General features: G+C 69.7%; 16 protein-coding genes. 6 read left to right on the top strand and 10 right to left on the bottom strand.

Features of this window, described 5'->3' with window-relative positions; translation table 11 throughout:
• Positions 1–139 precede the first annotated feature (139 nt).
• Positions 140–643 (top strand): hypothetical protein, encoded by a 504-nt coding sequence (locus LQ566_RS13855; RefSeq protein ID WP_231092309.1) that lies wholly within the window; start codon positions 140–142, stop codon positions 641–643.
• A 99-nt stretch (positions 644–742) separates the two neighbouring features.
• Here LQ566_RS13855 and LQ566_RS13850 read toward each other — a convergent pair whose 3' ends face one another.
• From LQ566_RS13850 to rsmA, 4 genes are all read right to left on the bottom strand, one after another.
• On the bottom strand, positions 743–2,053 hold the full coding sequence (locus tag LQ566_RS13850; RefSeq protein ID WP_231092308.1) for a GNAT family N-acetyltransferase: 1,311 nt from the start codon (positions 2,051–2,053) through the stop codon (positions 743–745).
• 62 nt (positions 2,054–2,115) lie between these two features.
• Positions 2,116–3,060 carry a 4-(cytidine 5'-diphospho)-2-C-methyl-D-erythritol kinase gene (locus LQ566_RS13845; protein WP_372459806.1) on the bottom strand — a complete coding sequence of 315 codons (945 nt, stop codon included), beginning with the start codon at positions 3,058–3,060 and terminating at the stop codon, positions 2,116–2,118.
• A complete protein-coding gene (locus tag LQ566_RS13840; protein ID WP_231092307.1) occupies positions 3,057–4,118 on the bottom strand; it encodes an aldo/keto reductase in 1,062 nt (353 codons plus the stop codon). The genes LQ566_RS13845 and LQ566_RS13840 overlap by 4 nt, the downstream gene beginning before the upstream one ends.
• A 118-nt stretch (positions 4,119–4,236) precedes the next feature.
• On the bottom strand, positions 4,237–5,079 hold the full coding sequence (gene rsmA, locus LQ566_RS13835) for a 16S rRNA (adenine(1518)-N(6)/adenine(1519)-N(6))-dimethyltransferase RsmA (protein ID WP_231092306.1): 843 nt from the start codon (positions 5,077–5,079) through the stop codon (positions 4,237–4,239).
• Positions 5,080–5,156: 77 nt separating this feature from the next.
• Between rsmA and LQ566_RS13830 the strand changes: the two genes are divergently transcribed.
• Positions 5,157–6,449 (top strand): MFS transporter, encoded by a 1,293-nt coding sequence (locus LQ566_RS13830; RefSeq protein WP_231092305.1) that lies wholly within the window; start codon positions 5,157–5,159, stop codon positions 6,447–6,449.
• Here the strand turns inward: LQ566_RS13830 and LQ566_RS13825 are convergent.
• The 4 genes from LQ566_RS13825 to rsmI form a co-directional block, all read right to left on the bottom strand.
• Positions 6,398–7,585 (bottom strand): hypothetical protein, encoded by a 1,188-nt coding sequence (locus tag LQ566_RS13825; RefSeq protein ID WP_231092304.1) that lies wholly within the window; start codon positions 7,583–7,585, stop codon positions 6,398–6,400. The genes LQ566_RS13830 and LQ566_RS13825 overlap by 52 nt on opposite strands.
• 97 nt (positions 7,586–7,682) lie before the next feature.
• Positions 7,683–8,591 (bottom strand): TatD family hydrolase, encoded by a 909-nt coding sequence (locus LQ566_RS13820; protein WP_372459805.1) that lies wholly within the window; start codon positions 8,589–8,591, stop codon positions 7,683–7,685.
• Positions 8,588–10,162: a methionine--tRNA ligase gene (metG, locus tag LQ566_RS13815; protein ID WP_231092303.1), complete on the bottom strand. Its 1,575-nt coding sequence runs from the start codon at positions 10,160–10,162 to the stop codon at positions 8,588–8,590. The genes LQ566_RS13820 and metG overlap by 4 nt, the downstream gene beginning before the upstream one ends.
• Before the next feature lie 53 nt (positions 10,163–10,215).
• The gene (gene rsmI, locus LQ566_RS13810; RefSeq protein WP_231092302.1) at positions 10,216–11,034 is read right to left on the bottom strand and encodes a 16S rRNA (cytidine(1402)-2'-O)-methyltransferase; all 819 of its coding nucleotides are present in this window, start codon (positions 11,032–11,034) and stop codon (positions 10,216–10,218) included.
• A 23-nt stretch (positions 11,035–11,057) separates the two neighbouring features.
• Here rsmI and LQ566_RS13805 point away from each other — a divergent pair, with 23 nt between their 5' ends.
• Complete coding sequence (locus tag LQ566_RS13805) at positions 11,058–12,746, top strand: dolichyl-phosphate-mannose--protein mannosyltransferase (RefSeq protein WP_231092301.1); 1,689 nt, start codon at positions 11,058–11,060, stop codon at positions 12,744–12,746.
• Here LQ566_RS13805 and LQ566_RS13800 read toward each other — a convergent pair whose 3' ends face one another.
• Positions 12,747–14,516: a thioredoxin domain-containing protein gene (locus LQ566_RS13800; RefSeq protein WP_231092300.1), complete on the bottom strand. Its 1,770-nt coding sequence runs from the start codon at positions 14,514–14,516 to the stop codon at positions 12,747–12,749. It lies immediately after the preceding gene.
• A 4-nt stretch (positions 14,517–14,520) separates the two neighbouring features.
• Complete coding sequence (locus LQ566_RS13795; RefSeq protein ID WP_231092299.1) at positions 14,521–15,354, bottom strand: aldo/keto reductase; 834 nt, start codon at positions 15,352–15,354, stop codon at positions 14,521–14,523.
• A gap of 195 nt (positions 15,355–15,549) precedes the next feature.
• Here LQ566_RS13795 and hrpA point away from each other — a divergent pair, with 195 nt between their 5' ends.
• The 3 genes from hrpA to LQ566_RS13780 all read left to right on the top strand — a co-directional run bounded on the left by hrpA (position 15,550) and on the right by LQ566_RS13780 (position 22,471).
• Positions 15,550–19,509, top strand: coding sequence for an ATP-dependent RNA helicase HrpA (gene hrpA, locus LQ566_RS13790; RefSeq protein ID WP_231092298.1), 3,960 nt, complete (start codon positions 15,550–15,552; stop codon positions 19,507–19,509).
• A gap of 117 nt (positions 19,510–19,626) precedes the next feature.
• Entirely contained in the window at positions 19,627–21,684 is a 2,058-nt protein-coding gene (locus LQ566_RS13785; RefSeq protein WP_231092297.1) for a BCCT family transporter, read from the top strand.
• 25 nt (positions 21,685–21,709) lie between these two features.
• On the top strand, positions 21,710–22,471 hold the full coding sequence (locus LQ566_RS13780) for a polysaccharide deacetylase family protein (protein ID WP_231092296.1): 762 nt from the start codon (positions 21,710–21,712) through the stop codon (positions 22,469–22,471).
• The last annotated feature ends 9 nt before the right edge of the window (positions 22,472–22,480 follow it).

The raw sequence follows: 22,480 nt of genomic DNA, 5'->3' as shown, positions 1-22,480 counted from the left end.
CTGATGCTCCCCCTCGTATGCTCGTGGTTCCGGCAGGCTTCTCCCGCCGGCCTCGACGTGTCGTTTCCCCCTCTGACGATCCGGCGATGACACGAACCTGCCCGCACCTGCGGCGCCCGACGCGGAGGCCCTCCACTCCATGCGACGACCCATCCGACACGCCCTCGCGCTCTCCGCGCTCCTGATGGGAGCGACGCTGACGGGCTGCGGGGCTCAGGCGACGGCCAGCATCGCCGGGTCGACGAGTGCATCGACCACCGTGGAGGGAACCGCGGACGCGCTGCAGGATGTGCCGACCCCCTCGACGACGCCCGGCGTCACCTTCAATCTGCTCGTCGACACCGAGGCCAAGACGGTGCTGGGCCTGGACTGCGACTCACTCGCCGCACTCACGGGGGTGGCATCCGTCCCAGGCGAAGAGGACACGGTATCCGCGGTCCTCACCGACCCCAAGACCTGGCAGGCTCACGAGGCGACGTCCGCGTTCGCCGAAGCCATCGCCGATGCCGCGATGACCGAGACCCAGCCGATTCGCGCCGCGCTCACCAGCATGAGCACCGATGAGACGGCGATGCTGAAGCTCATCATCACCCACACACCGTCCGTCACCGAGGTGCACCTCGGCGTCGGCTCGACGCCGTAGCCCGGCGCCGGCCAGCAGCACCCCCGCGGCGCCACGGCGTGCTGGACCCCGCCGCGCCGCGTTTCAGTACCAGGCTGCGTTTCAGTACCAGGCCGCGTTTCAGTACCAGAAGGTGAGGCACGGGGTGACGCTGCCGCGGAACAGCGCGTCCACCCGGTCCACCGCATCGGTGCGGATACGCCCGGCCGCAGCGAGCGTTCGCACACGGACACCGCCGAGGTAGATGGCTGACAGCTCAGCGATCCCGAGGGATGCCAGCGGGACGCTCCCTGTCGCCTCACCTTCTCTCAGGATCCGCACCTGAGCAGTGCCGTCATCGGCCACCTCGAGAAGGTAGCGGCCGGCGGTGATCCCCAGCGGGTCCGTGACGTCGAGCACGACGGATCCCGCCTGCTCGTAGCGGCGCGCCTGAAGCGCGGCTGCGACATCGACGATGCGGACGTACTGGTGATCGCGGAGCCTGATCTCGGCCGCACGCTGGTCGGCGATCATCCACCACAGCGGTTCGTCCGTGGATCGTTCGGTGGCCACGACCGTGCCCACCAGGTCATGCTCCAGGAGGAAATGCCAGAGCGCTGCGTAGGCGTCGTCGGTCGCGGCGTAGAGGAAGACCACCTCGAGCGTGGCCGGCGTGGGTGGCGTGCGATCGAGGGTGAAGGCCGCGAGTCCCTGGATCTCACCCGCCGCATCACGATACTGGATGGCGCGCACGGCACCCGCCGCTTCCGCGTCGCCCCGCAGGCGCAGCATGTCGTCCCAGTGCGGTCCCGGAACGATCACCTCGCCCGGAAGACGCAGGCGGATGCGCTCGTGCAGCTCCGGCGCGATGCGGCGTGCGTCCTCCCGGGAGACGTAGTCGATCCGCCCCGGGGCATCACCGCTCAGCCACCCGGCCCGTCGCGTATCGATGCGCCACGTGGCGGCCGCCGCTGCGGCGGCGAATCCGAAGCGGCCGTAGATGGTCGCCTCAGAGGCGGTGAGCATGGCCACCGGCAGCCCCGCACGCGCCGCTTCCCGCAGCTCCCCCGCCATGAGGGATCGGGCAAGGCCCCGACGCCGATGCGTGGCGGCCACCGTGACGGAGCTGATCGCGCTGGCTGGGACCGCGCGCCCGCCCGGCACGGTGAGCTCACTCAGCCAGGTGGCGAACGTGGCGACGGGCATATCCGGCAGAGCGCCCGCGGCGTCGTACACGCCGAGCCGGCGACGATATGCGGTGCCGGGGCGACCTGCCTCGTGATTGCGCTCCTCCGGCTCACGGTCCTGGAATCCGCGGCGCACCGCGGCACGCCAGGCGAGCGTGGATTCCTCGTCCTCCGCCAGACGCACCTCCAGTCCGCACGCGGCGATCTCTGCGGCGGCCTGTTCGTCGAGGGGCGCGGTGCGGAAGGTCTCGGCGTCGACAGTCATGTGTTCCTCCAGCGTCGTGGGCTCACCTCACGCTATCGGGTGCCGGCGACATCGAGTCGCGATCAGACGATGCGAGCGCCCGGCACGGGTCCGTGCGCGTGAACGCCGACGTACCCGACCGCCGCCAGTTCATCGCGCACCGCGAGCGCCGCCGTGGCGTCCGCGCACAGCAGGGCGATGGTCGGACCGGAACCGGAGACGATGCCCGCCAGCGCTCCGGCGCGCAGGCCCGCGTCGATCGTGTCGGCGAGGTCTGGCCGCAGGGAGAGCGCAGCCACCTGCAGATCATTGCCGAGCGCCTCGGCCAGCCGACGCGAGTCCCCCGCTCGCAGCGCGTGAAGCACCTCATCATCCACACGCGGTCGCAGAGGAACCACGGGGAGGTCTGCGCGGTGACGAACACGGATCTCGTCCAGGGCGCCATACACCTGTGGCGTGGACATGCCGATCTCGCTCGGAACGAGCACCCAGTCGAAGCGTCCCTGCGTGAGGGCAGGCGTCAGCTCATCGCCACGCCCGGTGCCGATCGCCGTCCCGCCGAGCAGGGCGAACGGCACGTCGGCGCCGAGGCGAGCCGCCAGCTCGTGCAGCTGTGCCGAGGACTGCCGCGTGTCCCACAGCGCATCGCAGGCGACCAGCGCCGCAGCGGCATCGGCTGACCCCCCGCCCATCCCGCCGGCCACCGGCACGCCCTTGCGGATGTGCAGGTGGACGCCCGATGTCACACCGGTGCTCTGGGCCAGCAGGCGCGCCGCTCGCAGGGCGAGGTTCGAGTCGTCCACCGGCACATCGGTGACGTCGATGAAGCCGTCGCTCTCCACGGTGAGTGAGAAGTCCTCCGCCGCGGTGGCGGTCACCTCCTCGTACAAGGACAGCGCCTGGAACGCTGTCGCCAGCTCGTGATACCCGTCGTCTTGCAGTTCGCCGACGCCGAGGTGGATGTTCACCTTCCCCGCCGCGCGCACGCGGACCGGGGCTGTGCCGGGTTCGTACGCGCCGATGCTCACAGATCCGCCGATGCTGCCCAGAGGTTGACGTCGATGGCATCGGAGAGAGCGTCGATCTGCTCGAGCTCCTCGGTGTCGAATGCCGGTCCGTCCAGCGCGCCGAGGTTCTCATCCAGCTGCTGCGGACGCGATGCGCCGATGAGCGCGGAGGCGACGACCTCATCGCGCAGCACCCACTGGATGGCCATCTGGGCGAGCGACTGACCGCGCTCGCGTGCGATCGTGTTCAGCGACCGCAGCGCCTCGCGCTCGTCGGCGGTGATCTCGCGGAGCGAGCCGCGCTGCTGGGATCGATCGGCTGCTCCGTCGCCCAGATGCTTGTCGGTGAGCAGGCCCTGGGCGAGCGGGGTGAAGGCGATCGCCCCCATCTGCTCCTGCCGCAGCACCTCGGTGAGGCCGTCCTCGATCCACCGGTTGAGGATCGAGTACGCGGGCTGGTGGATGACCAGCGGCGTTCCGAGCTCGCGCGCCACCGCCTTGGCTGCCACGGTGCGCTCGGCGCTGTAGGAGGAGATGCCGACGTACAGGGCCTTGCCCTGGCGGACCAGGGTGTCCAGCGCGCCAACCGTCTCCTCGATGGGGGTGTCCGGGTCGACGCGATGCGAGTAGAAGATGTCGACGTAGTCGAGGTTCATCCGTGTCAGCGAGGCCTCAGCGCTGGCGATGAGGTACTTCCGCGCTCCGAGGAACCCGTAGGGACCGGGCCACATGTCCCACCCGGCCTTGGAGGAGATGATGAGCTCGTCGCGGTACGGCGCGAAGTCCTCGCGGATCATGCGGCCGAAGTTCGTCTCCGCGGATCCGTAGGGCGGACCGTAGTTGTTGGCGAGGTCGAAGTGCGTGATCCCGGAATCGAAGGCGTGACGCAGCAGGGCTCGCTGGTTGTCGAACGGCACGTTGTCGCCGAAGTTCCACCACAGACCCAGGGAGATCGGCGGCAGGTAGAGGCCCGACTCCCCGACGCGACGGTAGTCGCCGCGGTCGTACCGTGCTTCGGCGGCGACGTACGGACGATGGGTGTCAGGAGTGCCGGGGCGGAAGCGGGGATTCTCAGTCACCCCACCAGGCTAGCGGGCTCGTGTTTCGCGGAGGTCACGTGACCCCTCCCCCGCTTCATCGCGCGCAATACGCTCCAAAAGTGGACGGATAGGCGCGATTCGCGCGCGATGAAGGCGGTCAGCGCGCCCGGGCGATCCGCAGGTAATCCTCCACCGTGAGCGCCTCACCGCGCGCGGTGGGATCGACGCCGGCGCGCTCCAGCACTTGGCTGGCTGCGGCCGCCGAACCTCCGAGTACGTTCGACAGCGCCTGGCGCAGCATCTTGCGGCGCTGGCCGAAAGCGGCGTCGATGATCTCGAACGTGGCGCGGCGATCGTCCTCGGTACCGCGGGGCTGCTCGTCGCGGTGGAAGCCCACCAGGAGGCTGTCGACGTTCGGCACCGGCCAGAACACCTGGCGGGAGACGGTGCCGGCGAGCGCGAACGATCCGTACCACGCCGCCTTCACGCTGGGCGACCCGTAGACCTTCGACCCGGGTCCTGCGGCCAGCCGCTCGGCGACCTCCGCCTGCACCATGACCACACCGCGCCGGATGGTGTCGAAGGTCTCCAGGAAGTGCAGCAGCACCGGCACCGACACGTTGTACGGCAGATTCGCAACCAGCACCGTCGGATCCCCGGGAAGTTCCGTGACGCGCAGGGCGTCGGCATCCACCACGGTGAGCGCTCCCTCGGGCACTCCGCGCTCGCGCGCCGTCTCCGGCAGCCGCGCCGCCAGACGATGATCGATCTCCACCGCGGTCACGCTCGCCCCCGTCTCCAGGATGGCGAGGGTGAGGGAGCCGAGACCCGGACCGATCTCGACGACGCGCTCGTCCGGCTGCACCCGTGCGGCGGTGACGATCTTGCGCACGGTGTTGGCGTCGACGACGAAGTTCTGCCCCAGCTTCTTGGTCGGGGTGACGTCGAGTTCGGCGGCGAGGCGGCGGATCTCGGCGGCTCCGAGCAGGGACACGGTCATGTGTCCATTCTCCCGTACCCGAAACGCCCTCCCCGACACGGGCACGGGATGTCCGCCGTCCTCAATAGGATCGACGGGTGAGCTGGCTCGGAGAACGCATCGCCCCCGCGCGGCTCGGTCGCGATTTCCGATGGCTGATGACGGCGTCGTGGTCGAGCAACCTCGGCGACGGCATCATGCTCGCCGCGGGGCCGCTCCTGATCGCCTCGATGACCTCGTCCCCCGTGCTGGTGGCGTCCGGCGCGATGCTGCAGTTCCTGCCGTGGCTCCTGTTCGGGCTGCACGCCGGGGCGATCGCCGACCGGTTCAACCGCCGGCGCCTGGTCATCGGCGCCAACGCGGTGCGCGTGGTGCTGATCCTCGCGCTGGTGGTCTTCCTCTTCACCGGCACCGCCAACATCTGGATCGTTCTCGCCGCAGCGTTCCTGTACGGCTGCGCCGAGGTCTTCGCGGACACGACCAGCGGCACGCTGCTGCCGATGTTCGTGCGGAAGGAGGACCTCGGCATCGCGAACTCCCGGCTGCAGGCCGGCTTCCTCGTCGCCAATCAGTTCGGGGGCCCGCCGCTCGGTGCATTCCTGTTCGCCATCGGGTCCTTCTGGCCGTTCCTCCTGCAGGCGCTGTGCGTGGCGCTTGCCGCCATCCTGGTGTCCCGGATCGCCCACACCCCCATTCCTCCGAGGGAGAACACCGCACCCACCTCCGTCCACACCGACATCGCCGAGGGGGTGCGCTGGCTGTGGCGCAACCCGCCGGTGCGGATGCTCGTGATCATCATCCTGGTGTTCAATGTGACCTGGGCGGCTCCGTGGGGCGTGCTGGTACTGTACGCGACCGAGCACCTCGGCATGGGCGAGGTGGGGTACGGCGCGCTCACCACCGCATCGGCCATCGGCGGCCTGCTGGCCACCGGCATGTTCGGCTGGCTGGAGCGTCATGTGTCGTTCGCCACGCTGATGCGCGTCTGCCTCGCGCTGGAGGTGGTGATGCACCTGGCGTTCGCGCTCACCACTTCGGGGGTGATCGCGCTGGTGATCATGTTCGGCTTCGGGCTGTATTCGTTCATCTGGGGTGCGATCTCCACCACGGTGCGCCAGCGCCTGGTCCCCCATGAGCTGCAAGGGCGCATCGGCGCGGTGAACATGGTGGGCGTGTTCGGCGGCATGGTCATCGGGCAGGGCATCGGCGGCGTCCTCGCCCAGACCTGGGGGCTGACGGCACCCTGGTGGTTCGCGTTCGTGGGCGCGGCCATCACCCTGGTGTTCGTCTGGCGGCCCATCTCGCAGATCGCGGCGGCACGTCCGGCCGAGGAGACGGCTCAGTCGGACGGGGACTCGTCGGACGGGGACTCGTCGGACGGGGACGACTGATCGCCGATGCGCGGCTCCGCCTCGTCGTGCGCCTCCTGCCGTTCGAGGGCACGCAGGTGAAGCGTGTATCGCTGCACGGAGGCGTCGAGGCTGCGAGCGGCGACCCCCGATAAGGCACCGCCTACGCCGACGCGGGGCGAGAGCACGGCCACGAGCGGCACCACGATCACGAGCGCGACGATGACGGCGACGGCCCACCCGTCGAAGTCGGATCTGTCGCCGAGAGCGAGCGCCGCGACGATCGCGAGGAGCGGACAGACGACGGCGAGAAGCACGATGCGCCCTGCCGGTGGAAACCACCCGCCCGCGCTCGGGCGCCGCACCTCGAGGTAGCGGTGGAAGGTCAGCAGCAGCGTGTAGCCCGCCTGGAGCACGACGATCGAGATGGCCCGTAGCGCGATGCCCTCCGGGCGCGCATCCCCGTGGAAGACGACGAAGGCCGCCGCCACGTCGATCACCAGCACGACACCGGTCCACGCCAGCACGCGCGGCCAGAGCGGATGCGCTCGCGCCTCGCCGCGCAGATCATCGCGCAGGGCCGTCTCGGCGCTGATGACCCGCCGCACCTGCGACACCCGCATCCCGGTGTTGCCGACGACGAGGTACAGCGCCGACAGCGTGGCGAACGCCGCCGTCAACAGGAGCTGGACGATGGCAATGAGCAGGATCGGCCACGGATCCACTCCGCTCAGCGCCACGAGGACGCCGAGGGCCGTGATGAGGGTCCATCCCACCGCGAGGATCATCTGCACCACCGAGCGCAGTCGCAGGAGGATCGCTGTCCGCTCGGCGGAGTCCGTCGATGCCAGCGCGGTGAACATCACGATGGTGACGAACACCGTGAACGCCGCCGCGGCCACCGGGATGTAGATGCGCGAGGCGTCCACCGCGTCCACCACCAGCTCGGAGACCCGCTCGACCGGCACCACCTCGGCGACGGCGCGCAGCGTGAGAGGGCCGGAACCCGCCTCCGCGATCGTGCCGAGCAAGAGCAGCATGCCGACGACGGTCAGCAGCACTGGCACGAGGGCCGAGTTCAGCCACGCGCGCCGGGACTGGTCCGCCCACAGCGATGCGAACGCGTCAGACGCCATCCGGATGTCGGACGCGGAATCCGCTCGCGATTGCTCTCGCATGAGCCCTATTGTCCTGGCTCGTCCGCTTCATTGTGCGCAATTGGCTCCAAAACCCGGAGGTTTGGAGCCAATTGCGCGCAATGAAACGGGTGTCGACTCAGTCCGTGAAGGAACCGTAGGCACGCACGGTGTTCTCGGCGACCTGGGCGGCGAGGACGTCCTCGTCCAGGTTCAGCTCCGCAGCCATCGCCCGCAGTGTGATCGGGATCAGGTACGAGGCGTTGGGGCGACCCCGATACGGAGTGGGGGTCAGGAACGGCGCGTCGGTCTCCACGAGGATCCGCTCCACCGGCGTGACCCGCAGCGCATCGCGCAGGTTCTGCGCGTTCTTGAACGTGATGTTGCCCGCGAACGACAGATAGTAGCCGGCATCAGCGCACTCGCGCGCCATCTCGGCGTTTCCGGAGAAGCAGTGGAACACGGTGCGCTCCGGGGCTCCCACACGCGCGAGGGTGTCCAGCACCTCACGGTGCGCGTCGCGGTCGTGGATCTGCATCGCGATGTCGTGCTTCTTGGCGAGCGCGATGTGCGCCTCGAACGAGCGGTACTGGGCCGGGCGACCGTCATCATCGGTGCGGAAGAAGTCCAGCCCGGTCTCGCCGATGGCGCGCACACGAGGCTGGGCCGCGAGCTCGTCGATCACCGCGATGGCCTTATCCAGCTTGCCCGCCGCCTCGTACAGCGGGGCATCGTTGGGATGGATGGCCACGGCTGCCAGCACCCGCGGATGCGTTGCGGCGGCGTGAGCGCACCAGCGCGAGGACTCGATGTCGCCACCCGCGTTGATCACGCCGGCCACGCCCACGGACGCGGCGCGCTCCAGCTGCTCATCCAAGCTCAGCGGCTCGTCGCCGTCGAGGATCTCCAGATGGGCGTGGTTGTCGTACACGGGCACGCGCAGCGGCTCGGGCGCCTCCGGATAACGCAGGTCGCGACCGTCAGCGCGGCGCTGGGTGACGTAGTTGCTGATGCCGTCACCCGTGCCGCCGTTTCCGCTCGCGGTCACGCGGTCTCCACGCGCGGGAACAGCGGCGCGAGGCCGTTGACGGAGGTCCCCGGCTTCAGCGCCCCCCAGGTCCCGGCTTCGCGCAGCGGCTGGTCCTGCAGCCGGCCCAGCGACTCTGCGGCGCCGAGTGCGATCCACAGCTTCTCCGTGGCCTTCGGCATCACCGGGCTGAGCAGCACATCGAGCGCGCGGAGCCCCTCCGCCGCGGTGTAGAGCACGGTGCGCAGACGCTCACGCTGCGCATCGTCCTTCGCCAGCGACCACGGCTCGTTGTCGGTGATGTACTGGTTCAGCGCGTCGACGATCGTCCAGATGGCCGCGATCGCCTCATCGGTGCGGAACCGCTCGATGGCGGCGTCGGCATCGCGCACGGCGTCCGCGACGACCTGCTGGATGTGCAGGTCGCCGTCGGCGTAGGCGCCGGGTGCGGGAACGATGCCCTCGAAGTAGCGCTCGATCATCGCGACCGTGCGCGAGGCGAGGTTCCCGAAGCCGTTGGCGAGCTCGGCCTGGTAGCGCGCGGCGAGGTCCTCCCAGGAGAACGAGCCGTCCTGCCCGAAGGCGATGGCCGAGAGGAAGTAGAAGCGGTACGCGTCGGAGCCGAACACGTCCGTGATCTCGGTGGGCGCGATACCGGTGAGCTTCGACTTGGACATCTTCTCGCCGCCCACCAGCAGCCAGCCGTGCGCGAAGACGCCCTTCGGCACCTCCAGTCCTGCGGCCATGAGCATCGCGGGCCAGATGACGGCGTGGAAGCGGAGGATGTCCTTGCCCACCACGTGGTAGCCGGGCCAGCGGCGCTCGAACTCACCGTCCTGGTCGCCGAACCCGATGGCGGTCGCGTAGTTGAGCAGGGCGTCGACCCACACGTAGATGACGTGCGACTCGTCCCAGGGCAGCGGGATACCCCAGTCGAAGGCGGAGCGCGAGATGGACAGGTCCTTGAGGCCGGACCGGACGAACGAGACGACCTCGTTGCGGGCGGACTCGGGACGGATGAAGTCGGGGCGCTCCTTGTAGAGCTCGAGCAGCTTGTCCTGGAACTCGCTCAGCTTGAAGAAGTAGTTCTTCTCCTGCAGCAGCTCCAGCGGCTTCGAGTGGATGGCACAGACCTTCAAACCCTCGAACGGGCCGGTGCCGTCGACGATCTCCGACTCGGGCTTGAACTCCTCGCAGCCGACGCAGTACAGCGCCTCGTACTCGCCCGCGTAGATGTAGCCGCGGTCGTAGATGGCCTGCACGAACTTCTTGACGCGCTCCTCATGACGCTCCTGCGTCGTGCGGATGAAGTCGTCGTTGGCGATGTCGAGGGTCTCCAGCTGCGGGAACCAGGCCTCGGTGACCAGCTTGTCAACCCACTCCTGGGGCGTCACCCCGTTGGCGGCTGCAGCACGCAGCATCTTCTGGCCGTGCTCGTCCGTGCCCGTGAGCATCCAGGTGTCATCCCCGGCCTGGCGGTGCCAGCGCGCAAGCGTGTCGACCGCCACGGTCGTGTACCCGTGCCCGATGTGGGGAACATCGCTCGGGTAGTAGATCGGGGTGGTGATGTAGAAGGAATCGCCGGTGCTCACCCCTCGATTCTAGGCGGTGAGCCGCGAGCCTCCCGCCGTATGACCTCCCGCGCTCAGCCGCGCGCCGCGAGAGCCGCCTGATACAGCTCGCGCGAGGAATGGCCGGTGAGCCCGGCGACCTCGGCGCACGCGTCTTTCAGCCGGATCCCGCTCGCGGCGAGGCTCTGCACCTGGGTGACGGCATCGGCGAACGGCACATCCGCGGCGGTGGCGCCTTCGATGACGACGGCGATCTCTCCCCGCACCCCCTCGGCCGCCCACGCGGCAAGCTCGGCCGCGGTGCCGCGACGAATCTCCTCGTGCAGCTTCGTGAGTTCTCGGGCGACGACCACCCGGCGACCCTCTCCGAGCTCGGTCGCCACATCGGCGAGCGAGGCCGCCAGCCGCTGCGGCGACTCGAAGAACACCATGGTGCGCGACTCTCGGGCCAGGCGGCGCAACACCGAGCGGCGCTCTCCCTGCTTGCGCGGGAGGAAGCCCTCGAAGCTGAAGCGGTCCGTCGGCAGACCCGAGACGGCGAGCGCGGTGATGACGGCGCTCGGACCGGGGATCGCGGTGACCGTGACACCTGCAGCGGCGGCCGCAGCCACCAGTCCGTAACCCGGATCGCTGACCGTCGGCATTCCGGCGTCAGACAGCACGAGCAGATCGGTGTCGCGAGCCAGGGCGACGAGTTCGGCGGCCTTCGCCTTCTCGTTGTGATCGTGCAGCGCCAGCAGCCGGGGACGGTTCTGAACACCCAGCGCCGACAGCAGCCGGATCGTGGTACGGGTGTCCTCCGCGGCGATCACCTCGGCGTTCTCCAGCGCCTGGACCAGCCGTGCCGAGGCGTCGGAGAGATTGCCGATGGGCGTGGCCGCGAGGATGATCACGGTTCCAGCTTAGGCTGGACGCCGTGACCGAACCCCGTGACCGCGATGAGCTGCTTCCTGCGGCCGCCGAGAGCACCGCGCCCGCGCCCGTGGGCACCGATCCCGGCGCGACGGATGTCGCGTCAGCCACCGGAGCGACGACGCTCCTCGCTGCTGACGAACGACCGGCCGACACCGCCCGCGAGCGGCCCGATTACGTCGGTCCCGGGATTCGCGAGGCCTGGGCTCGCTGGTGGGCGCGGCGCGCTGCCACCACGGTTCTGCGCGACATCCCGGATCACTGGCGCGGCGCCGTGGAGTGGGTGGTTCCGGGACTGCTCATGCTGGTCGCGGCTCTCATCCGCTTCACCGGTCTCGATCACCCCCATCAGCTCGTCTTCGATGAGACCTACTACGTCAAGGACGCCTGGTCGCTGTCTCACCTCGGCTACGAGGCCAACTGGCCGGAGGGCGCCAACGAGAAGTTCGCCGCCGGCGACACGGACATCTTCGAGACCAGCGGCGCGCGCGTCGTGCACCCGCCGCTAGGCAAATGGCTGATCGCTGCGGGGATGTGGATCTTCGGCGGCGCCTCCAGCTTCGGCTGGCGCTTCTCGACGGCGCTGTTCGGTGTCCTGACGGTGCTGGTGGTCTACCTCATCATGCGCCGCATGACGCGCTCGATCGCCTGGGCCGCGATCGCCGCGGGCTTCGTCGCCATCGACGGCATCGCCATCGTGATGAGCCGCGTGGCGCTGCTCGACGGCATCCTCACCTTCTTCGTCCTGCTGGGCGTCTACTTCGTGCTGCTGGATCATCGCCCCACGATGGCGCGCATCGCACGGTCGGCCGACTCGTTCACGGGCCCCACCATGTGGAATCGCCCCTGGCTGATCGCCGCAGGCATCGCGTTCGGTGCGGCCGGTGCAGTCAAGTGGAGCGGCTTCTACGCCCTCGCCGGCTTCGGCATCTACCTCGTGGCGGCCGACGCGTTCGCCCGGCGCCGCGCCGGCATCAAGATGTGGGGTTCCGCGGCGATCGGCCGTCAGGCACCGGCCACGTTCGTGCTGCTGGTCCCCGTCGCGTTCGTCGTGTATCTGCTGTCGTGGACCGGCTGGCTGGTCACCTCGGGCGGCTACATGCGCGACTCGGATTCCAATCCGTTCGTGGCGCTGTACAAGTACCACATGGACTCGTTCTCGTTCCATGTCGGGCTGAGCACGCCGCACAGTTACATGAGCCCGGCGTGGCAGTGGCCGTTCCTGGTGCGCCCGACGTCCATGTTCTGGGATTCCACCTCGTGCGACCCGGACAAGACCAACGCGTGCGCCGAGGCCATCACCTCCATCCCGAATCCCGCCCTGTGGTGGATTGGCGCGATCGCGACCCTCGTGCTCCTCTACGGTCTCGTGCGCTTCCGCGACTGGCGCTACGCCATCGTGCTGGTCGGGTTCGCGACCTCGTACCTGCCGTGGCTGGCCGTTCCCGAGCGCACGATCTTCCAGTTCTACACCGTCATCATGGAACCGTTCATGATGATGGCGATCGCGCTGGTGCTGCAGCGACTCAGCGAATCCGGGCCACCCGACGAGCGCCGCGCCTGGCGGATCGTGACGGGCGTGATCATCGCCGTGGCCGTCGCGCTCTCGGTCTTCTTCCTGCCGCTGTGGACTGGAATGGCGACGTCGCGCGACTACTGGCAGCTGCACATGTGGCTGCCCACCTGGATCTGATCAGGCCAAGTCGGCGGGATCGGTGATCGGGAGCCGGCAGACGAACTCCTCGCACACGTAGGCTGCGGGGCCGCTGCGGCCCGCGAACAGGGAGAAACCGGCCGCAGCGAAGGACTCGGCCTGGGCCGGTGTGACGCACACCACGAGGTCCGCCCGCAGTTCGCGCGCCCGGCGGCTGAGCGGTCCGGCGTCGGGTTCGACCACCACGATCTGCCGCGAGGGACGGGAGATGTCAGCGGCGATGCGCAGCAGCGCGCCGTGTGCCAGGGGCGCGGCCGCCGCAGTCGCGAGATGCGGGCGCACGATGTCCTCCGCCGCGTGACGGTGCTCGTCGCCTGCGCCGAGAATCCAGGCCAGAAGGTGGGCGTCGGCGAGGGCCGCGGGGGCAGACGGCTCGTCACCGTCGGAGACGTCGCCGGGGACGGTGATGCCGAGCGTCCCGAGCACCGGATCACCCGAGCGGCTCGGCGCCTCGGCGAGCAGGTCTCGCGCCCGTACCGCCCAGTGGCTGTCGCCCGTCGCGATCGCGAGCCGGAACAGGCCGCCGGCCAGCTGGGCGAGATCGGCGACGCCGGCGGCAGCACGACCGCGGATCTCGTCCACCGAAGCACGCACCCACACGCCGTCCGCGCCGTTGATCTCGAGCACGGCCAACGCGGCGCGTTCGGCCGCGGAGATGAGCTCGGGATCATCCAGGCGCGCACCGGCCTCCGCCAGCGCGCCGATCGCCAGGCCGTTCCAGCCGGTGATGACCTTGCCATCGATGGCGGGACGATCCAGTTCCGCGCGCCGCGACGCCGGGCAGGTGTAGTACCCGCCGGCGGACGGCTCCCCGTCGATGATCGACTCGGCATCCTGTGCGGCGCCGAATCCGCCGCCGGGCTGCTGCAGCACATCGAGCAGAAAGCGACCGAGATGCGCGGCCAGGCCCGCCTGCCTGGCCGCGGTCGCGACCTGCAGCAGTTGCGCGTTGTCGATGAGCATGCGCTCGTAGTGCGGCTCTGTCCAGTCGCGCCGGGTGGCGTAGCGGAAGACCCCGCCGTCGACCGGATCGAACAGCGGTGAGCGCTCGATCGCGTTCAGCGCCCGGTGCAGGATCTCGGCGGCGGTGACCGGCAGCCCCGGCGCCTGGAGGAATCGCAACACCGTCGGCAGGGGGAACTTCGCTCCGGTGCCGAAACCGCCATACGGGGCGTCCTCCGCCTCGCGGAGCCGATCAAGCGCTGCACCCACCGCCTGCGCCAGGTCGCTTTCCTTCGCGGGGACGGGAGCCGCGGCGGCGAGCGCACCGCGGATCGACCGCCCGATCGATTCCGCCTGGTCGCGCCGCTGCGTCCAGGCTTCGCTGACCGCGGCGAGCACGGAGCGGAAGTCGGGGCGCCCCGCGACCGGCACCGGGGGCCAATAGGTACCGGCGTAGAGCGGGAGGCCATCGGGGGTGACGAACACATTGAGGGGCCACCCCAGATCACGCGTGAAGGCGGCCGCGGCGGCGAGGAATGCGGCGTCGACCTCCGGATGCTCCTCCCGATCCACCTTGACGGCCACGAAGCCGGCGTTGAGGATCGCCGCGGTCTCGGGGTCTGCGAACGACTCTCGTGCCATGACGTGGCACCAGTGGCAGGTGGAGTAACCGATCGAGACGAGCACCGGGACGTCCCGGTCCCGCGCGTGCGCGAAAGCCTCCTCGCCCCACGGGTACCACGCCACCGGATGAGCGGCGTGGGTGCGCAGGTACGGGCTGATCGCGTCGGCGAGCCGGGACGCCACGGTCTCAGTTGACGTCGTCGGGGTGCGAGGCCACGCGGCCGGCCGCTCCCTCATCCAGTGCGGTGATGGCAGCGACCTCCGCGTCGCTCAGCGTGAAGTCGAACACGTCGAGGTTCTCGCGCAGGCGCTCGGCGCGCACCGACTTGGGGAACACGATGCGCCCCTCCTGCAGGTGCCAGCGCAGCACCACCTGGGCCGCGGACTTGCCGTGGGCGGTAGCGGCGTCGCTGATCGCGGCGAACTCCTGCAGATCGTACTTGCCCTGTCCGAGCGGCCCCCAGGCCTCGATCTTCACGTCGTGCTGCGCGGCCCACTCGGCGATCTCGCGCTGCTGGTAACGCGGGTGCAGTTCGATCTGGTTGACGGCGGGGACCACGCCCACCTCCGCCACCGAACGCTCGAGGTGAGGCACGAGGAAGTTGGAGACGCCGGCGCTACGCGTCAGGCCCGCGTCACGGATCTCGACGACCTTCTGCCACGCGTGGACGTAGTTGTCCTTCGCGGGCGTCGGCCAGTGCACGAGGTACAGGTCGACGAAGTCGAGACGGAGCTTGGTGAGGCTCTCCTCGATGGCGCGGTTCGGTTCGTCGCCGTCGTGCCGGTCGTTCCACAGCTTCGTGGTGACGTACAGCTCGTTGCGGGGGATGCCGGACGCGGCGATCGCAGCGCCGACGCCCTCTTCGTTGCCGTAGATGGCCGCGGTGTCGATGTGACGGTAGCCGATCTCCAGCGCCTCGCTCACCGCCCGCTCGGTGTCTGCCGGCGGCACCTTGAAGACGCCGTAGCCGAGCTGGGGAATCGAGGTGCCGTCATTGAGGGTGAGGGTCGGAATGCTCATCGTCCTATGCAACCACCGTTTCGGCCCCCGCGCGCCGGCTTCGTCGCATCCGGTCATCCGTCCACCGCGTCCCGAAATGAGGGGAATGCGCCGAGAGGAGCGCCGAACCGGCCCGATTCCCCTCGTTTCGCGCACATCCCCTCGTTTCAGGCCGGCGCCGCCGTCACCGTGCCGCGCATGAGAGACTGGAGGGCTATGTCTGCGCCCGTCATCGTGTATCCCCCGGAACTGCCGGTCAGTGCGGCGCGCGACGAGATCGCCGCTGCCATCCGCGACCACCAGGTGGTGATCGTCGCCGGTGCCACGGGCTCCGGCAAGACGACACAGCTGCCGAAGATCGCGTACGAACTGGGGCGGCGCCGCATCGCCCACACGCAGCCGCGCCGGCTCGCCGCGCGCACCATCGCCGAGCGCATCGCCGAGGAGATGCGGGTCCAGCTGGGCTCGCTCGTCGGCTACAAGGTCCGCTTCACGGACCAGGTGAGCGACGACACCGCGATCGCCCTGATGACCGACGGCATTCTCCTCAACGAGATCCATCGTGACCGGCTGCTGCGCCGCTACGACACGATCATCATCGACGAGGCGCACGAGCGCTCGCTCAACATCGACTTCCTCATGGGCTATCTCGTGCGGATCCTTCCGGAGCGGCCCGACCTCAAGGTCATCATCACGTCCGCGACCATCGATCCGGAGAGCTTCGCGAAGCACTTCGGGCGCCCCGGCTCCCCCGCCCCTGTCATCGAGGTCTCCGGACGCACCTACCCGGTGGAGATCCGCTATCGCGCGCCCGAGCAGGACGAGGACGGCGAGAACGACGACAGCGGCGATGACATCGATGCGATCGTGGCGGCACTGAAGGAACTCGACCGCGAGGCCCCGGGCGACGTCCTGGTGTTCCTGCCCGGCGAGGCGGAGATCCGCGATGCCGCGGACGCCGTGCGCGGGGCGTTTCGCAGCACGACGGCGCCTGTCGAGGTCCTGCCGCTGTTCGGCCGGTTGTCGGCCGCCGACCAGCACCGGGTGTTCGAGCCGTCGCGGGTGGCCGGAGTGCGTCGCCGGGTGATCCTCGCCACCAACGTGGCGGAGACCTCCCTCACGGTGCCCGGCATCAAGTACGTCATCGACACCGGCACCGCCCGCATCTCGCGCTACTCGACGCGCTCGAAGGTGCAGCGGCTGCCGATCGAAGCCGTGTCCCAGGCTTCCGCGCAGCAGCGATCCGGGCGCGCGGGCCGCACCAGCGACGGCATCGCGATCCGCCTGTACGCGCAGGAGGACTTCGAGCGCCGCCCCGAGTTCACCGACCCCGAGATCCTCCGCACCAACCTCGCCTCGGTCGTGCTGCAGATGCTGTCGCTGGGCTTCGGGGACATCGCCGCGTTCCCGTTCCTCACGCCGCCGGACTCCCGCAACATCAAGGCCGCGATCGATCTGCTCACTGAGCTCGGCGCGGTGCGTGAGGGACGTGACGGCCCCCAGCTCACCCGTATCGGCCGCGATCTGGTGCGCCTGCCGATCGAGCCGCGTTTCGCCCGCATGCTCCTGGAGGGGGCACGCACCGGTGTGCTCGGCGACCTCCTCGCCATCGTCGGCGGCCTCTCCATCCAGGACGTCCGCGAGCGCCCCGAAGACAAGCGCGAGCAGGCCGACGCGAAGCACGCCCGCTTCACGGATCCGACCAGCGACTTCCTCACCCTGCTGAACCTCTGGAACCACCTGAACGAGCAGCGGGAAGCGCTGGGGTCGTCGGCGTTCCGACGCTTGTGCCGTGAGGAGTTCCTCAACTACGTCCGCGTGCGCGAGTGGTTCGACGTGCATCGCCAGCTCACCAGCCTCACCCGCGACGTGGCCCGTCGCGAGCGCGAGCGTCCGGCCGAACGGTCCGGATCCGCCCGCCGCGCGCCGCGCCGGGATTCCCGGTCCGCCGACGCCGCGCCGCGCGAGGGAAGCCGGATCCCCGGCGCACAGGCCGATGCGATCCATCAGGCTGTGCTGTCGGGCCTGCTGAGCCAGATCGGCGTGCTCGATGAGCGTTCCGCTCCGCGACAGGTCCCGGGTCAGCGTCCCGAGAAGGGGCGCAAGATCACGCAGTACCGCGGTGCGCGCGGCATCACGTTCTCGATCTTCCCCGGTTCGGGCCTGCGCAAGCGTTCGCCGCAGGCCGTCATGGCGGCGGAGCTGGTGGAGACCTCCCGTCTCTTCGCACGCACGGTCGCCGCGATCGACCCGGCCTGGGCGGAGTCGCTCGCCGGCGATCTGGCGCACCGTTCCGTGAGCGAGCCGCACTGGTCCAAGCAGTCGGGTGCGGCCATGGCGTACGAGAAGGTCACGCTCTATGGCGTGGAGATCGTCCCCCGCCGACGCGTGCAGTTCGCGCGCGTGGATCGGGCGGCGGCGCGGGAGCTGTTCGTGCGGCACGCGCTGGTCGAGGGCGAGTGGGATCCGTCCCGCCTCCCTCAGAACCTCACGCAGTTCCTGCGCCAGAATCATGAGCTGCGGCGCCGCCTGGAGAAGCAGGAGGAGCGCGAGCGCCGCCGCGACATCCTGGTGGGCGATGAAGCGGTCTTCGACTTCTATCAGGCCCGGATCCCGGCCGACGTCTTCGACGTGCGCTCGTTCGAGGCGTGGTGGCGGGAGAGCATCACGCGCACCCCGAAGCTGCTGACGATGCGCGAGGAGGACCTCGTCGATCGCGCACACCGCTCCGATGCGAACGACTTCCCCTCCCGGTGGACGCAGGGCGACCAGACGCTGAACCTCGCCTACCGGTTCGAGCCCGGAGCGGCCGACGATGGCGTCTCCGTCGTGGTCCCCCTCCCCCTGCTCGCCGGTCTCCGACCCGACGGGTTCGACTGGCAGGTCCCCGGGATGCGCGACGAACTCATCACGGCGATGCTGCGTGCGCTGCCCAAGGCGATCCGCCGCAACGTGGTGCCCGCCGCCGACTGGGCGGAGAAGTTCTCCGCGGAGCTGGCCGGCACCGGCCCGGAGGACACGGACGGGCTTCCGGCCACGAGCCTCGCGGCCGCGCTCGCCCGGCGCATCCAGCCCATCGCCAACCAGCCGGTGTCCGCGGACGCCTTCGAGCTGGATCGGGTGCCCGCGCACCTGACGATGTCGTTCCGCGCGGTGGACGCCCGGGGACGGGCCATCGACTCCGACCGCGACCTCGCCGCCCTGCAGGCACGACTCGCCGACCGCGCGCGCGACTCCGTCGCCTCCTCGCTGCAGCGCTCGCCCACGTCCTCCCCCGACCGCGTCGCCGCCGCGCCGCAGCGCACCATCGAACGCAGCGGCATCACGGACTGGGACCTGGACGAGCTGCCCGTGCAGGTGGACACGAAGGTAGCCGGCGGTGTCGTGCGCGGCTACCCGGCGCTGTCCGACGACGGCGAGTCCGTGTCGATTCGCGTGCTGACCGATCCGGCGGAGGCGGAGCGCATGACGCGTCTCGGCGTGCGCCGGCTGGTACTGCTGCATGTGCCGTCGCCCGTGTCGTACGTGCAGGAGCATCTCACCTCGAAGGAGAAGCTCTCCCTTGCCGCATCCCCGTATTCCGGCGTGCGTGCGCTGATCGAGGACGCGCGCGTCGCCGTGGCCGACGAGGTGATCGCGGCGACCGTTCCCGGCGTCGTCCGGACCCGCGCGGACTTCGAACGCGCGCGCGATGCGGTCTCCGCGGCCGTCATCGACCGCACCTTCCAGACCGTGGGCCTGATCTCCCGCATCCTCGATCTGCACCGCGAGGCCGGCAAGCTCCTCAAGGGCACGACCAGCATGGCGCTTCTGGGGGCGCTGGGAGACATCCGCGCCCAGCTGGATGCGCTGGTGCGGCCCGGATTCGTCTCCGCCACCGGTCTCGCCCGGCTCGCTCACCTGCCCCGTTACCTGGAGGCGGTGAAGATCCGTCTCCAGCAGCTGAGCGAGAACCCCGGACGCGACCGAGCATGGATGACCGAGTTCGAACGCGCCCGCGCCCTCTACGACGAGGCCGGCGGCACCATTCCCGAAACCCCCGGGATGTCCGCGTCCCTCGTCCACGTGCGCTGGCTCCTGGAGGAGCTTCGGGTGTCCCTCTTCGCCCAGCGCCTCGGAACGGCCGAGGCGGTCTCCGTGCAGCGCGTCGCGAAAGCCCTCCGCGAGCGCGCCTGATCATGCACAGTCTCCGGCGCGCGTCGTGCGCTCGCGCGAATAGCATCCTTCGCTGATCAGTACCTTCAGAGGGTCGGCGTACCCTGGATTGCGGCCGTCAGCCGCGAAGGGGGACGTATGAGCGCCGACCAGCAGTCCAGCACGCCGCAATCCGGCGACCCCGCACGGCGCACCGCCACCGGCGACGAACCGCATTCCACCGCGGTGCTTCCGACGCAGCCGGTGCGGCGCCGCGACGCGCGTGATGCCGCCAAGCGGATCTTCCGTGAGGTCAACACTCCCTATGGCGTCCACCCCGCTCTGATCCCCGGCATCGGCGTCGACGACACCGGACGCAAGTTCAGCACCAACTGGTGGGTGTTCGTGATCACCGCGGCCTTCACCGTCGGCTTCATCACCTGGGGACTGCTGGACACCGAGGGCATGGGCCGCTTCGCCACCTCCGCGCTCGGTGCGGTATCGACGAACTTCGGCTGGCTGTTCTCTCTGCTGACCCTGGTGGTCTTCGTCTTCATGCTGGTCGTCTCCCTCAGCGCACGCGGCCGGATTCCGCTCGGTGCGGACGGGGAGAAGCCCGAGTTCTCGGGCATCTCCTGGATCACCATGCTCTTCGCGGCCGGCATGGGAATCGGTCTGCTCTTCTACGGCCCGTACGAGCCGCTGGTCTACTTCCTCGACCCGCCCACCGGCTTCCACATCGATGCCGGCACGCGGGAGGCCATGCTCAGCGCGATGGCGCAGACCATGTTCCACTGGGGTCCGTTCGCGTGGAGCTACTACGCGCTCGTCGGGGGCGCGATCGCCTACGTCGCGTATCGCCGCGCCCGCTCCCCGCTCATCTCCTCGATCTTCGACCCCATCTTCAGTGAGCGCACGAAGGGCCCCATCGGCGCCGTCATCGACATGCTCGCGATCATCGTCACGTTGTTCGGCACGGCCGTCTCCCTCGGTATCGGGGCGCTGCAGATCGCGCGGGGCATCGAGATCGTCGGTGGCATCGGCCCGGTCGGCAACGGCGTGATCGTCGGCATCATCGCGGTGCTCACCTGCGGATTCATCATCTCCGCGGTGTCCGGTGTGAAGCGCGGCATCCGCATCCTCTCCAACATCAACATGCTGATGGTGACGGTGCTCGCCGTCTTCGTGTTCGTCGTGGGCCCCGCCCTGTTCCTGCTGAACTTCATCCCCACCGCCGGCGTCGCCTTCCTCAGCGACCTCGGCACCATGCTGCAGCGCTCGAGTGCCGAGGGTGCGGACACCGCCGAGTTCATGAAGACGTGGACCACCTACTACTGGGCGTGGTGGGTGTCCTGGACGCCCTTCGTGGGGATGTTCATCGCCAAGATCTCCCGCGGGCGCACCATCCGCCAGTTCACCCTGGTGGTCATGATCGTGCCGTCGCTGGTGTGCCTGATCTGGTTCGGCGTCTTCGGGGGCACGGCCATGCGGATGCAGGAGTCCGGTCAGAACGTGGCCGGTGCGGGAGATGCCCAGGACATCCTGTTCAACGTGCTCGGCCAGCTGCCGTTCTCCACGGTCACCGCCGTGGTGGCCATGATCGCCGTGGTGATCTTCTTCGTCACCAGCGCGGACTCCGCCTCCATCGTGATGGGACAGATGAGTCAGCGCGGAAACCCGACTCCGGCCCGCTGGGTGACGATCACCTGGGGCATCGCGCTCGCGGCCATCGCCACCACGCTGCTGCTCGCGGGCGGCAAGGACGCGCTAACGGCGCTGCAGTCGCTGGTGACGGTGTCGGCCCTGCCCTTCGCGATCATCGTGATCGGCATCATGTTCGCGTGGTGGAAGGAGCTGTCCACCGATCCGCTGATCCTGCGCGCCCGCTTCGCGAAGGTCGCCATCGCACAGGGCGTGCGGCGCGGCATCGAGGAGCACGGCGACGACTTCGTGTTTGAATCCTCGCCCACCGCGCCCGACGAGGGCGCCGGCGCCTGGCTGGACAGCACCGCGCGGGAGCTGACCGAGTGGTACGAAGAGGCCAAGACCGGTGCCATCGACGTGATCCTCCAGCAGGTGGACGATGCGGCCGCTGCCGAAGGCACGGCGGCGGCGGCTCTCGCGGAGGCCGCGGCCGATGACGCGGCAGCCGTGGAGGCCGAGGGCGCACGGCGCTCCGACGACGACCCCCGTCATCCACAGCACCCCGACGCCTGATCTCTCATTCGCCTACGCTGTGCGGATGCCCTCCGCACGTTCCGCCCGTTCTCCGCGCGCCCGGGTCCTGGGACTCATCCGGCGTCACGGCGGCTCGCTCCTCGGATCGATCACGGCGACCACCTCGCCGTCGGTCGTGCTCACCTTCGACGACGGTCCCGACCCCGACCAGACCCCGCGGGTGCTCGATCTCCTCGCCGAGCACGACGCCACCGCCACGTTCTTCGTGTTGCTCACGCGGGTGCGCCAGTACCCGGACCTGGTGCGGTCCGTGCTCACGGCGGGTCACGAGATCGCCCTGCACGGTGCGGACCACCGCGCCCTGACCACCTTCTCCGCGGCCGATGCCGCGTCCCGGCTGGCCCGGGCACGCATCGAACTCGAAGACGTGACCGGCACCGCGGCGCGCTGGTATCGCCCGCCGTACGGCGCCCAGTCCCCCACCAGCTGGCGGGCGGCGCGGCGGAGCGGTCTGGTCCCCGTGCTCTGGTCAGGGACACTGCACGATTCCGCGGCGGTCGATGTCGCGCGTCGCACTGCGGCGGCCGACCGTGCCGCCGCAGCGGGTCGCATCGTGCTGGCCCATGACGGCATCGCCGACGAGCGCGACGGCGTGACGGATCCGCCGCCCCCGGTCAGCGATCGCGCCGCGTTGACCCGCGACTTCCTGCGACGCTGCGACGAGCGCGGCATCCGGGTGCGGTCCCTCCACGATGCCCTGGCCGCGGGGGCCGCCCCCGTCCGGACGCTGGAGCTCACCACCCTCCGCTCCCGGTCCGTCCGCTGACGCCGTCCT

This window comes from Microbacterium nymphoidis (assembly GCF_021044885.1).
Lineage (GTDB): Bacteria > Actinomycetota > Actinomycetes > Actinomycetales > Microbacteriaceae > Microbacterium > Microbacterium nymphoidis.
The sequence above is the reverse complement of the archived record's forward strand: the minus strand, read 5'-3'. Positions and strand labels throughout refer to the sequence as shown.

Excerpts from the sequence above, each read along its gene's own strand:
- LQ566_RS13780 (WP_231092296.1), top strand. The coding sequence starts at position 21,710 with ATGCCCTCCGCACGTTCCGCCCGTTCTCCGCGCGCCCGGGTCCTGGGA.
- LQ566_RS13795 (WP_231092299.1), bottom strand. The coding sequence starts at position 15,354 with ATGAGCATTCCGACCCTCACCCTCAATGACGGCACCTCGATTCCCCAG.
- LQ566_RS13855 (WP_231092309.1), top strand. The coding sequence starts at position 140 with ATGCGACGACCCATCCGACACGCCCTCGCGCTCTCCGCGCTCCTGATG.
- LQ566_RS13850 (WP_231092308.1), bottom strand. The coding sequence starts at position 2,053 with ATGACTGTCGACGCCGAGACCTTCCGCACCGCGCCCCTCGACGAACAG.
- hrpA (WP_231092298.1), top strand. The coding sequence starts at position 15,550 with ATGTCTGCGCCCGTCATCGTGTATCCCCCGGAACTGCCGGTCAGTGCG.
- LQ566_RS13825 (WP_231092304.1), bottom strand. The coding sequence starts at position 7,585 with ATGCGAGAGCAATCGCGAGCGGATTCCGCGTCCGACATCCGGATGGCG.
- rsmA (WP_231092306.1), bottom strand. The coding sequence starts at position 5,079 with ATGACCGTGTCCCTGCTCGGAGCCGCCGAGATCCGCCGCCTCGCCGCC.
- LQ566_RS13785 (WP_231092297.1), top strand. The coding sequence starts at position 19,627 with ATGAGCGCCGACCAGCAGTCCAGCACGCCGCAATCCGGCGACCCCGCA.